Raw genomic sequence first — 12,877 nt, 5'->3', positions numbered from 1 at the left:
TATCCTATTCGTCGGTTTTTTTTTGATTTTAACAATCCATGTATTAGATTTGCAGCTATTTCAATACAAGGTTACCACCTTGATTTGTGATAAGGTTTAGGTTTAAAGCCTCCAAGCAGCGAGTGCAAGGAGGCTTTTATTTTTTAATCTTATCAATAACGCATCAACTAAAGTTTTAGTGTTCAAACAAGCATAAAAAAGTATTAAGGCTGAAGTTTTTAGTCTTAAGTTTTGTTTATCAACATTACATACTGTATACCAGAAACTTAACAACCCAAAACACAGCCACAAATCTGAGTTAGGAAATTTAATAACATATCCGACTTTGAACTTAAAACTAACGACTTGAGACTTAGAACTCAGGACTTAAGACTTACTTATTTTCCTTCACCACATCAATAAGCCAGGTCACCAGGCCTATGAAACCGGCAATGAATAATCCGGCACCGGCACCGCGCGCGTAATCGTCCCAATTCTTGGCCGGGCCACTGGGAATGGCCATCCCTGCCGAAAACAGGATAATACCTATTAATAAAAGATAAACAGAGCGTTTTGCTTTATTTTTCATCGGCGTAAATTAAAAAAATCATTTTTAATTTCTGTATTTTTGCAACCTCTTAAAAACGAGGTGAAATAATAGATGTACAAGGAATATAAGCAGTTAAATTTATCGCAAACCGGCAAAGAGATACTGGACTTCTGGAAACAGAAAAATATTTTCGAGAAAAGCATTACCAGCCGTCCGGCGGGTAACCCTTATACTTTTTATGAAGGGCCGCCGAGCGCTAACGGTATGCCCGGTATTCACCACGTAATGGCGCGCTCTATTAAAGATATTTTTTGCCGTTACAAAACCCTTAAAGGCTACCAGGTAAAACGTAAAGGTGGCTGGGATACCCACGGTTTGCCTATTGAGCTTGCCGTTGAAAAAGCTTTGGGCATCACTAAAGATGATATCGGCAAAAAAATAAGTGTAAAAGATTATAACGATGCCTGCCGCAAGGAGGTAATGCGCTATACCGACGTTTGGAACGACCTGACCGAGAAAATGGGTTACTGGGTTGACCTGAACGATCCATACATCACTTACAAAAACGAATACATTGAAAGCCTTTGGTGGATCCTGAAGGAACTTCATAAAAAAGATATGCTGTACAAGGGTTATACCGTACAGCCATACTCGCCAAAATCAGGTACCGGTTTGAGCTCGCATGAGCTTAACCAGCCGGGCACCTATAAAATGGTGAAGGATACCACCATAACCGCGCAGTTTAAAGTTAAACGCGATGGCGATTCGGAGTTTTTGTTTAATGGCGTAGATACAGAGGTATTTATCCTGGCCTGGACAACTACCCCATGGACACTGCCTTCAAACTGTGCCCTTGCCGTTGGCGAAGATATCACCTACGCTAAGATCAGCACTTTCAATCCGTACACTTACCTGCCGGTTTGTGTAGTATTGGCTAAAGACCTTGTTAAAAAATATTTTAAAGCTGAGGGAGAAACCGCCTCGTTTGCCGATTACAAAGGCGGCGACAAGATCATCCCTTGGAAAATTGAAGCCGAAGTAAAAGGCAGTCAGTTAGTGGGTATCCACTACGAACAACTAATGCCTTATGTAACCAATGAGGAGCTTGAGAAAAACGCTTTCCGCGTTATCCCTGCCGATTTCGTTACTACCGAAGATGGTACCGGTATAGTACACACCGCGTCTGTTTTTGGTGCGGATGACTTCAGGGCCTGTAAGGAAAACAACGTACCATCGGTAATGGTGAAAGACGAAACCGGCAAGGATGTTCCGTTAGTGAACAAACAAGGCCGTTTTGTTGACGAGGTTACCGATTACGCTGGCCGTTACGTTAAAGAAGAATATTACACTGATGCTGAACGTGCTGAGGAAGGTTTCAAACCAACCGACGTACTCATCTCTATCAAATTAAAAACCGAGAACCGCGCGTTCGACGTTAAGAAATACGAACACAGCTACCCGCACTCATGGCGCAGCGACGAGCCGATATTATACTATCCGCTTGACAGCTGGTTTATCCGCACCACAGCGGTTAAGGATAAAATGGTGGAGCTGAACAAAACCATCAACTGGAAACCGGAATCAACCGGAACCGGTCGCTTTGGTAACTGGTTGGAAAACCTGGTTGACTGGAACCTTTCGCGTTCACGCTACTGGGGTACCCCGCTGCCTATCTGGCGCGAGGAAAACGGAGCCGAAGAGATTTGTATAGGTTCAATTGCTGAATTGAACGCGGAGATAGCGAAATCGATCAAAGCGGGTTTCATGCCTGAAGGTTTCGTACTGGAAGATATGCACCGCCCTTATGTTGACGATGTTGTTTTGGTATCGTCAACCGGCAACAAAATGTTCCGTGAGCCCGATCTAATCGACGTTTGGTTTGATTCGGGCGCTATGCCTTATGCGCAATGGCACTTCCCGTTTGAAGGCCGGGAAGAATTTAAAAACGCTTACCCTGCCGATTTCATTGCCGAAGGTGTTGACCAAACCCGCGGTTGGTTCTTTACCCTGCACGCTATAGCCGTAATGCTGAGCGAAGCAAGCGATGAGGTAAAAGCTATCAACGAGCAGGTGGGCAATAAAGGTATCGCGTTTAAAAACGTGGTTTCAAACGGCCTGGTACTGGATAAAAACGGCAACAAAATGTCTAAACGTTTAGGCAATGCCGTTGACCCTTTCGCTACCATCGAAAAATATGGTGCCGATGCAGCCCGCTGGTACATGATCAGCAATGCATCGCCATGGGATAACCTTAAATTTAATGAAGAAGGTATAGATGAAGTTAGGCGTAAGTTTTTTGGCACGCTGTACAACACTTACTCGTTCTTTACATTATATGCCAATATTGACAAGTTCACTTACAGTGAATCTGAAATAGAGCACAGCAAACGTCCGGAGATTGACCGTTGGATCATATCCCTGCTAAACACACTGAGCAAAGAGGTTGACGGTTACTATGCCGATTTCGAACCTACTAAGGCAGCCCGTGCTATCCAGGAATTTGTGGATGTGCATTTCAGCAACTGGTTTATCCGTTTAAGCCGTCGCCGTTTCTGGAAATCAGATGATTCTGAAGATAAGCTTTCTGCTTATCAAACTTTATATACCTGCTTGATAGCTATCAGCAAGCTGATGTCGCCAATTGCGCCGTTCTTCGCCGACAGATTATATTGCGATCTGAACGCTGTTACCGGTAAGGAAGAGTTTGAGTCAGTACACCTGGCTTACTTCCCTGAATATAACAGCGCACTGGTTGACGCCGAGCTTGAAGAGCGCATGCAGCTTGCACAGGATGTTTCATCGCTAACGCTTTCGTTACGTAAAAAGGTGAATATCAACGTACGCCAGCCTTTGAGCAAAATTTTATTGCCAATACTGGATAAAAGCTTTAAATTACACGTTGAGCAGGTTAAGGACCTTATTTTGTCTGAAACTAACATTAAGGATATTGAGTATATTACCGATACCGCAGGTTTCATCAAAAAGAAAATAAAGCCAAACTTTAAGGCCTTAGGCCAAAAAGTAGGTAAGGATATGAAAGTTGTAGCCGAAGCCATCACAAATTTCACACAGGATGATATCGCCGAGTTAGAAACTAACGGCAATATCCAGGTACTTGATGGCAAATACGAAGTATTAGCTACCGACGTAGAAATCATAGCCGAAGACGTTCCCGGATGGCAGGTTGCAAATTTGGGAAAACTAACCGTGGCTTTAGATGTTACCATAACCAACGAATTAAAACAGGAAGGCATTTCGCGCGAGTTTATCAACCGTGTGCAAAATATGCGTAAGACCAAAGGATTTGAAGTAACTGATAGGATAAACGTGCAGGTAAGCAGCAACCCGGTGATCAGAGCGGCCGTGGAGAACAATTTAACCTATATTTGCGCCGAAATTTTGGCTGACAGCATTGTGTTTGTGGATGATATCACCGTGGGTGAACCTGTTACAATTGACGAACAAGAAATATTGATTGCTATTAGTAAAGTATAATGAAACAAGAACAAGAAAAAACCAGATATTCTGAAGCTGACCTGCAAGAATTTAAAGGGATTATCCTGGATAAAATGCGCATTGCCCGCGAGGAATTAAACTCATTGGCAACGTCATTGAGTTCGCCTAATGCCAACGGCACCGATGATACTGCCGGTACTTACAAAACATTAGAAGATGGTTCGGCCACGCTTGAAAAAGAGCAGATAAACCAATTGGCCGCGCGTCAGAAAAAATTTATTGAGCAGCTTGAAGCCGCTCTTGTACGTATTGAAAATAAAACTTACGGTGTTTGCCGCGAAACAGGCAAGCTGATCCCGAAAGAGCGTTTACGTGCCGTTCCGCACACTACCCTTTCAATGGAAGCTAAATTAAAGCAATAAATGAAGGCTGCTTATACCAAACCTTTTTTAACTGCTGCCTTTATTATCCTTGCCGACCAGATCATCAAAACCTGGGTTCGGGCGCATATGCACATGGGCGAAGAAATTCACCTGCTGGGAAGCCGGGGCATGTTGCGTTATACCGAAAACAATGGCATGGCCTTTGGCTTAGAGTGGGGCGGCGATGCGGGTAAACTGGCTTTAACGCTGTTTCGTATTGTTGCGGTTTGTGGTATAATTTACACCCTTGTTTATTTAATTAAACACAAATACCATCGCGGCCTTATCATGAACGTGGCGCTTATTTTAGCCGGCGCTATGGGTAATATTATCGATTCGACCTTTTATGGCCTGATGTATAAATATGCCTCCTTATTTCACGGTAAGGTTGTTGATATGTTTTACTTTCCGCTGTTGCAGGGCACATATCCTTCGTGGTTCCCGTTTTGGGCGGGTGAATCGTTTGAGTTTTTCAGGCCGATATTTAACCTGGCCGATGCATCCATCTGTGTAGGCGTAATTATGATATTACTGTACCAGAAACGCTATTTTAAACACGAAAAGCCCGAAATAGCCAGTCCCAACAGCGAGATGGTTGAGGAATAGATTTCTAATAAATTTGATATATAAAAAAAGCCGCTCATCGCGGCTTTTTTTGTTAAACTGCGATATTACATATACCGCATTATTATATTCTCTGATTCCCCGGAGGGGATACCTATTTGTAGAAATAAAATCATATAATCTTTTTGCCTCGTAGAGGCTACCCTAAGTTTTCCTGATAAAACCGGAAGGGTAACGCCTACCGGCGCAAAAAGCTATTTTTTATTTGCGCTACAAACAGGTAGCACCTATGGTGTATAGAACCATGCTGGTTGGTTGACAATGGCGAAACAATGTCCCCGCCCCCATAACTTACTTCAATTTTTCCAAAGCAGCTTTTACCCTTGGTATCAAAGCCTCAATTTCGTTAAGTGGCGTAGCACCAACCGATGCGCGGAACCAGTTTACGTCATCGCCTGTACCAAAGGCCGAGAATGGCACAAATGCCGCTCCCGCTTCTTTGATCAGGTAAAAGTTAATGTCTGCCGAATCTTTCAGCACTTTTCCGTCAGGCGTGGTTTTGCCGCTGTAGTCAATTTTCAGGGTCAGGTAAATTGCGCCCATCGGTTCAATTGAATCAACGTTCAATCCGCTGGTTTTCATCTCCTGGAAACCTTCGTGTAGCGCGGTAAGGCTGGCCTGGATCTTTCCTTTCAAATCCTCAAGATAGCTGTTTACATCAGCCTCATTGGTTAAAAATTTAGCCATGGCCATTTGCTCTGGCTTTGGCGACCATGCCCCCATGTGGCCTACAACAGCCTTCATGTTTTCGATAACCAACTCCGGACCAAAACCCCAACCTACACGTACGCCGGTAGCCGCAAAGCATTTTGAACCTCCGTCAACAAAAATGGTGTAATCTTTTAATTCAGGGCGAAGGGTTACCGGATCGTAATGTTTATGCTCGCCAAAGGTTAATTGAGAATAGATTTGATCGTACAGTAAATACAATGGTTTTTCACCGGCAGCGCGGCTCTTGTTTTCGGCAATTACAAGGTCACAGATCTCTTCCAGGTCTTTTTTGCTGAACATTGTACCGGTTGGGTTCAAAGGCGAACACAGGGCCAGTAATGCAGCTCCTTTTAAATGCGGACGGATATCATCTGCCGTAGGCATGAAATTATTTTCAGGAGCGGTCGGGATGATCACCGCATCAGCGTTCAACAGATCACTGTAGTGATTGTTGTTCCATGACGGAGCCGGGAATACAACCTTTTCGCCGGGGTTAACTACCGCTAAAAATATAGAATAGATCAACGGGCGCGAACCGCCTGAGATCAGGATCTGGTTTGGGGCATAATCAAGACCTAAACTTCTTTTCAAAAAACCGCTTACACTCTGGCGCAGGTCAAGCATACCATCGGCAGCAGGGTAGTTGGTTTGGTTATGATTATAGGCATCAATGATCTTATCCTTTAATGGGGTAGGGATAGGATAAATATTTGAGTCGAAATCGCCGATAGTAAGGTTGGCGATATTTTGGCCTTGTCTTTTTAATTCATTGATCTCGCCGGCTATCTTGATGATCTCCGAGCCATGTAAATTTTGAGCTAATAACGAAACACTCATGGGTTTATGTATTTATGAGCGGCAAAGATAGCCGATTGAGGTGAAAGGCGAAAGGATAAAGGTGAAAGGTTGGGAAGAAGGTAAAAGCCGAAAGGCAAAAGGTTTATTACGCCATCATAAAAGAACGCCTTTCGCCTTTGACCTTTCAACTAAAAGAAAAAAGGTCAAAAGCATTAAAGAAAACCTTTTGCCTTTGACCTTTCGCCTTTAACCTTTAAAAGCTTTATAAATACGCTTTACGCAACTTTATGATCCGCATCCAGTGCATGAGTTTCATAACGGGGTAAACCGGGTCTATCTCAAACCATTTTGCACCAAAATTTGGTTTATTAGGGTGCTTGTGATGATTGTTCTGGAACAATTCGCCCAACATTAAAAAATCAAACGGAGTAGTATTTTTTGACTTATCGCCATTGTCAAAATTTTGATAACCGTACTTATGACCACACCAGTTAACAATGGCACCATGGATAGGGCCCATTAAAAAGTGGATAGGGATTAACAGGTACATCCACCAGGCGGTAGCAAATTCAACGTAAAACAGGATATACAAAATACCAAATGATAAGCGTGATACAATTGATGAACCGATGAAATCTACTGTGCGCCATTCAGGAATATTGCCTTTAAAACGCTCTTCGGGTTCTTTTAGCTTCCTCACGTGCAGGCTATAACTTTTAGCGGTATATACCATCATCTGGAAAACATCCCTAAAAAAATGAGGCGAATGCGGATCTTTCTCAGTATCGCTGTAAGCATGATGCTCACGGTGCATAATAGCATAGGCCCTCGGGTTCAAGAACGATGATCCCTGACAAATGTAAGTCAGCAGGTAAAACATCCCTTCGTAAAACTTATTAGTAGTAAACATTTTATGAGATGCATATCTATGCAGAAAGAACGTTTGGAAGAAAAGCGACAGGAACCAGTGCGCTATAAAGAATATGATAATAACCATTGAATTGTAGAAAATAGACTTATTTATAATCTTTCCAAAGATACAATTTAAAGCCGTATAAAGTTTTTAATATGTAAATAATGCTAATAGCGGCAACAAAAAATGCCGTTTCGGTTATTAAAACGGCATTTTCAAGATAAAGTTATTGACAGAAGAGATTAGATTATATTAACTCGAACTGCTCTGCCAGCAAACGGTATGATTCCAGCCTGTCTTCAAAATTTTCGGTAATGGTAACGGCCATGATCTCATCCACCTCATAATCATTGGCAAGCCAGCTTAATTTCAGCTTCAGTTCGGTAGGCGAACCAGCTATCACACGGTAACGGTTATAACGGATACGATCTTGCTCGGCAACGGTATATTCTACATCTTTTACATCATCGTAACTTAGCGGAACGATAGGCCCGCCTTTTTCAAACTGTAAAAAACGATGATCCATTACGGCCTGGTGTTGTCTTACCTTTTCGGGATCTTCCGAACAGAAAATAAACACAGCCACATTAGCCTCCGGTTGTTTCAGATCATCTGAGGGCTGAAAGCGCTCTTTGTACATTTTAACACTTTCGGGCCCGCCATTAGGGTTAATAAAATGGGCAAAAGAGAAGCCCATACCAAAGTGCGCAGCGAACAGGCCGCTTTGGCCGCTTGAACTCAGCAACCACATATTGGGTACAGTTTTCACTTGCGGAATAGCCCTGATACGCGCCTGGATAGTTCCCGGCTCGTAAGTATCATGAAAGTAATTTTGCAGATCGGCCAACTGCTCCACAAAATCCTGCTCCCTGAATTGGTTTGATGGGTTAAGCGCAGATGCCGTAATCCTGTCGGTACCCGGCGCACGGCCCATGCCCAGATCTATCCGGCCGGGGAACAAGGCCTCCAGCATGCGGAAGTTTTCGGCTACTTTAAGGGTGCTGTGATTGGGCATCATGATACCGCCCGAACCCATGCGCATGTTTTTTGTTTCGCCTGCCAGGTGGGCCAGCAATACCTCGGGGGTAGAGCCCGCTATAATACCCATATTATGATGTTCCGAAATCCAGAAGCGTGTATAACCCAGGGTATCGGTATATTTTGCCAGTTGTATGGTTTCTTGTATGGCCTGCTCGGCAGTAGCACCTTTCCTTATCGGCGACTGGTCGAGCACGCTCAGTTTTATCTTATTTGTGCTCATATGTATTGTGAACACAAAAATAAGCATCGGGTTGCAGGCAGGCTTTACATCCCGGCTTTTATGGCATTGGGATTACTATTGCATCGTCATTTCCCGGATCACCCTATAGGTAACAGCTACTACCGTTACAACAATTGAAATGTACCGAATATTTTTCCCTTGCTTGCGGTCGGCTTCACTGTAAACAAAAACCTTTTCGCCGGTGGGTAAGGTTTTTTTGTGCGATGAAAGCATCCAGCCAATAAAAATACCAAGTACACCACCCATTAAGGCGAAGATATAACCGATAATCACCCATTCGCGCTGCGTGCTTTCCGGAGCCTTAAGTTCATCTATCCTGTTTTGATTGATCTCGGCTAATTTCTGATCGCTTACGTCTATGTCCCTTTCGGCAAGCAGTTTGCGTGCAAGCTGGTGGTCAAACGAGCTCCACTCATCGGCTTTCTCCAATATCTCCATCAATTCGGCATTGGTAAAACTGAAGAGATAATAACTCTTATCAACATGTTTGATATCCTCGGCTTCGCTGGCATTAAGCAATTCGTTGGCGCGGGTAAAATCGTCAGCGCTGATCTTTACCCTGTATTCCGTTGAAAGCTCAGAACTGGCAGCAAAAGTAGGGTCGAAAGAGAATCCTCCTTTTTCGGTTTGATGTTCGATACCGGCTTCTTCAAGCAAATCGGTTAATGCCTGTGCCAAAGCAGGGTCATCAAATTTTTTAAAAGTGATAAATTCAGGTTGCATAAACAGGTTTTATATAGCAGGCGTTTACAAGCCGTTTCGTGGCACCCAAGCCTGGCTTTTGATGAGCCATTTACCGCTCACTATTCTTAGCACAAATGAAAAAGCGCCCTGTTCTTCAAAATGCTCGCCGTTTACAAGGCCGGTATATTCAACGGGGGCTACCAGGTAAACAATTTCGTCGGTTTGCTGAAAAGTTTTGATCCGCTGCAGATCTACTTTGAAATCGCTGATCTTAAAATCCTTAACAGCCTTTTGTACCGAGTTAATCCATTGCACACCGGCCAATTGTCCGTTCCATGAAAAGGGGGGCTGTTCATCGGCAACAACCGCGTTAGGGGCATAAAGATCAGTTACTGCCTCAATGTTAAAAGTACCGGATGCCTTTATTACAGTTTCCACAACCTGGCGTACCTCCGGCCTCAGCTTAGCAACAGTATCGGCAGGCAGCATTGTTTTTACCGAAGCTGCCATAACAGGCAAACTGCTCATAAACATGCACAGGCATAAAAGGGGTAATAAATGCTTTTTCATGATCTTAACAATTTCACACGCTACAATATTAAGGCCGTTCAATATACGAATAAGCCTGTGTAAAAATACGTTCAGCTTTAAATCAATATCAATCGGGTATAAAGTATTCTACCTTGAGCAATCTGTCTCCATTATGGCTAAACCAAAACATCCACCTGTCCTCTATTGCCGGCTGGGAAACGTCAAGGCCAATTACCTGGTATTTATCCCTATCTGCTCCTGACAACTCTTTTTCGGCTGTCTTCGGGAAAACTTTTTTGAAATCGGCTAACGTTGTATTATAGCTTAACCTGATCTTATCACTCGTAAAATAAAGCGCTGTATCTTTACTGAAATCTATTTGTGCAAATGCCAGGCTGTCATTCATCATTTCAAACTGCAGGCCTTTATAATACACATACTTAAATTTCTCCCCGTTGAAATAAGACACCGATATGTCTTCATAGTTAGGTGCTACAACACTATCGGGCTTACTTAAAATTTTAGAGGTAGCCGTAAAGCTCGACAGCATATCTATTTTCCCATTTAACTTTACTTTATGCCAGTCAAGATATTCGGTATTTCTCGTGGTATCAGTTTTGGAAGCTACTACACTGTCGCTTGGTTTATTATTAGCTTGTTTTGCGTTTTGTTTGCATCCTAAACCCAGTAGTACAATTATCCCTAACAGGTATTTCATTATTATTTTGTTTTGTTATTCATATAGTCGATGGTGAGATTACACAAGGCTTTCACACCAACACCAAACCCGCTTTCATCAATATAGAAATCAGGCGTATGGTGTGATGGCGCTTTCAGCGGATCACCACCTTTTGGCATCCCACCCAAAAATATGAACAAGCCCGGTACTTTTTCCTGGTAAAAGCTAAAATCTTCGGCGCCGGTTACAGGCGGGCGGAGCAGCACATTGGCCGAGCCGGCGGTTTGCTGCAGGCTCGGCAACATTTTTTGTGTAAGCTCCGGATCATTATAGGTAACAGGATAGTGGCTGCTGTAAGGAATTTTTACAGTCGCGGTTGCTCCCAAGGCATCTGCGGTTTTGGTGGCTATTTCCGTCACCCGGGTAATCAGCATTTTTTCGTCGGCCGGGGTGAAGGAGCGGAGGGTACCCAGCATTTCGACCGATTCGGGGATGATGTTTGAACGGTTGCCACCCTTTATAGCGCCAATAGTTACCACCGCCGGATTTTCGGTTACGTTGATATTACGGCTCACTATGGTTTGCAGGTTATTGATGATCTGGGCCGATGTTACTATGGGGTCAACGCTCGACCATGGGTACGCCCCATGCGCCGACCGGCCTTTTACGATGATCTGCATATCATTAACCCCGGCCATAGTGCCACCCGGCCGGTAAGTAATTTTACCCACTTCGGTTTGCGAATTTATGTGCAAGCCGAAAACCACATCAACTTTAGGATTTTCCAGTACCCCTTCTTTTACCATTTCCTCGGCCCCGCCTTTTTGTCCGGGCTCAACGCCTTCTTCGGCGGGCTGAAAAATGAATTTTATGGTGCCATGCAAATCGGCTTTCATTGATGAAAGCACTTGCGCAACTGCCATCAGGATAGCCATGTGCGAATCGTGACCGCAGGCATGCATTACGCCAACTTCTTGTCCGTTATATGTTGTTTTTACTTTAGACGCAAAGGGCACAGGCGTGCGCTCAATAACCGGTAAGCCGTCCATATCTGCGCGCAGGGCTACCACCGGACCCGGATGCCCACCTTTCAATACCCCAACTACACCGGTTGTGGCCACACCCGTGGTGACCTCAATCCCCAGCGACTGTAAATGCTTAGCGATAATAGCCGATGTACGCACTTCGTGATTACCCAGTTCCGGATGTTCATGAAAATCGCGCCGCCAGGTTATTATCTGTTGCTGCAAGGCATCGGCTTTAGTGTTTACCTGCGCGCGCAAATTGTTTTTTTGCGCCACGGCCGGCAGCGCGAACACGCAGCATAGTGATAAAATAAGGCTTGCTCTCATATAGGTTATTTAGTGACTTAATATAACCATAATAGTTTGAATATGTAGCTTGTGAAGTGATGACTATGAGCCTAACTTGAAAAACCTCGGGTAAGTGCGATCCCCTCTTGGGAGGAAATAGCCGTTAGATTAAGCCCCAAGAGAGGGGTTAACAGGGTTAACAGAAATTCGATTATTTACATATAAAACATTAAAAATCAACAATATAAACAACAACCGGGGTTACACTAAATCCGCTACTTAGCTGGTACCAGGCAGCCGTTAATTTAAATAAGGGAAGTGCGGGCTGCACGATTTCTACGCCCTAAACGCATTTATTCTTTCTAATGGGATATTCCTTTCATAAGCAGAATTAAAAATCTCCTGTTTAATCCCCTCCAACATTTTTATTACCTTAAGCCCCTCATAGCAACAAAACATCTACACAATGGCACTTCTAAGCAATTTAGGAAACTACAAAAACTTCGGACTACTGATTATCCGCATCGGGCTTGGCATTATGTTCATTTATCATGGCTTTCCTAAACTGATGGGCGGTGTAAATAGCTGGGAACACCTTGGCGCATCCATGAAATATGTGGGCATCCATTTCTGGCCCGTAGTTTGGGGATTGCTGGCAGCGGTAACCGAATGTTTTGGTGGCTTCCTGCTTATCATCGGGCTGGCTTTCCGGCCGGTTTGTATCCTGTTGCTTATCAACCTTATAGTAGCTGCATTAATGCACCTGGGTACCGGCGGTGGACTTGGCGATGCCGCTCATGCTATTGAAGACGCCATTATGTTTGCCGGTTTAATATTTATTGGCCCTGGCAAATACAGTGTAGATAAGAAATAATACTTTAACCAATAGTCATTATATAGCCATATTTAAATTTTCAGTTAAAACACCTACCCAT

General features: G+C 43.8%; 12 protein-coding genes. 4 read left to right on the top strand and 8 right to left on the bottom strand.

Annotated features, from left to right (window positions below; all coding sequences use genetic code 11):
- Window positions 1-373 precede the first annotated feature (373 nt).
- Window positions 374-568: a hypothetical protein gene (locus EAH55_RS04145; RefSeq protein WP_121808575.1), complete on the bottom strand. Its 195-nt coding sequence runs from the start codon at window positions 566-568 to the stop codon at window positions 374-376.
- Window positions 569-640: 72 nt separating this feature from the next.
- On the opposite strand from EAH55_RS04145, the gene ileS reads away from it, so the two are divergent.
- Genes ileS through EAH55_RS04130 form a run of 3 tightly spaced genes read left to right on the top strand, consistent with a single transcriptional unit; the run spans window position 641 to window position 5,013 of the window.
- On the top strand, window positions 641-4,024 hold the full coding sequence (gene ileS / locus EAH55_RS04140) for an isoleucine--tRNA ligase (RefSeq protein ID WP_121808574.1): 3,384 nt from the start codon (window positions 641-643) through the stop codon (window positions 4,022-4,024).
- Window positions 4,024-4,407: a TraR/DksA family transcriptional regulator gene (locus EAH55_RS04135; RefSeq protein ID WP_090533802.1), complete on the top strand. Its 384-nt coding sequence runs from the start codon at window positions 4,024-4,026 to the stop codon at window positions 4,405-4,407. The genes ileS and EAH55_RS04135 overlap by 1 nt, the downstream gene beginning before the upstream one ends.
- The gene (locus tag EAH55_RS04130; RefSeq protein ID WP_121808573.1) at window positions 4,408-5,013 is read left to right on the top strand and encodes a lipoprotein signal peptidase; all 606 of its coding nucleotides are present in this window, start codon (window positions 4,408-4,410) and stop codon (window positions 5,011-5,013) included.
- A gap of 309 nt (window positions 5,014-5,322) precedes the next feature.
- Here the strand turns inward: EAH55_RS04130 and EAH55_RS04125 are convergent, their stop codons facing one another.
- The 7 genes from EAH55_RS04125 to EAH55_RS04095 all read right to left on the bottom strand — a co-directional run bounded on the left by EAH55_RS04125 (window position 5,323) and on the right by EAH55_RS04095 (window position 11,981).
- On the bottom strand, window positions 5,323-6,579 hold the full coding sequence (locus tag EAH55_RS04125) for a pyridoxal phosphate-dependent aminotransferase (protein WP_121808572.1): 1,257 nt from the start codon (window positions 6,577-6,579) through the stop codon (window positions 5,323-5,325).
- 223 nt (window positions 6,580-6,802) lie between these two features.
- Window positions 6,803-7,537, bottom strand: a complete 735-nt coding sequence (locus EAH55_RS04120) for an acyl-CoA desaturase (RefSeq protein ID WP_121808571.1) — start codon at window positions 7,535-7,537, stop codon at window positions 6,803-6,805.
- 163 nt (window positions 7,538-7,700) lie between these two features.
- Complete coding sequence (locus EAH55_RS04115; RefSeq protein ID WP_112571325.1) at window positions 7,701-8,714, bottom strand: LLM class flavin-dependent oxidoreductase; 1,014 nt, start codon at window positions 8,712-8,714, stop codon at window positions 7,701-7,703.
- A gap of 75 nt (window positions 8,715-8,789) precedes the next feature.
- Entirely contained in the window at window positions 8,790-9,458 is a 669-nt protein-coding gene (locus EAH55_RS04110; RefSeq protein ID WP_121808570.1) for a putative signal transducing protein, read from the bottom strand.
- Between the two features lie 24 nt (window positions 9,459-9,482).
- Complete coding sequence (locus EAH55_RS04105; protein ID WP_146750035.1) at window positions 9,483-9,989, bottom strand: Cif family virulence factor; 507 nt, start codon at window positions 9,987-9,989, stop codon at window positions 9,483-9,485.
- A gap of 88 nt (window positions 9,990-10,077) precedes the next feature.
- Complete coding sequence (locus EAH55_RS04100; protein ID WP_121808569.1) at window positions 10,078-10,668, bottom strand: hypothetical protein; 591 nt, start codon at window positions 10,666-10,668, stop codon at window positions 10,078-10,080.
- A gap of 2 nt (window positions 10,669-10,670) precedes the next feature.
- A complete protein-coding gene (locus tag EAH55_RS04095; RefSeq protein ID WP_121808568.1) occupies window positions 10,671-11,981 on the bottom strand; it encodes an amidohydrolase in 1,311 nt (436 codons plus the stop codon).
- Window positions 11,982-12,408: 427 nt separating this feature from the next.
- Between EAH55_RS04095 and EAH55_RS04090 the strand changes: the two genes are divergently transcribed.
- Window positions 12,409-12,816, top strand: a complete 408-nt coding sequence (locus tag EAH55_RS04090; protein WP_121808567.1) for a DoxX family protein — start codon at window positions 12,409-12,411, stop codon at window positions 12,814-12,816.
- Window positions 12,817-12,877: the final 61 nt, after the last annotated feature.

The organism is Mucilaginibacter kameinonensis, from assembly GCF_003675385.1.
Lineage (GTDB): Bacteria > Bacteroidota > Bacteroidia > Sphingobacteriales > Sphingobacteriaceae > Mucilaginibacter > Mucilaginibacter kameinonensis.
This window is presented reverse-complemented; position numbering and strand designations above follow the sequence as displayed.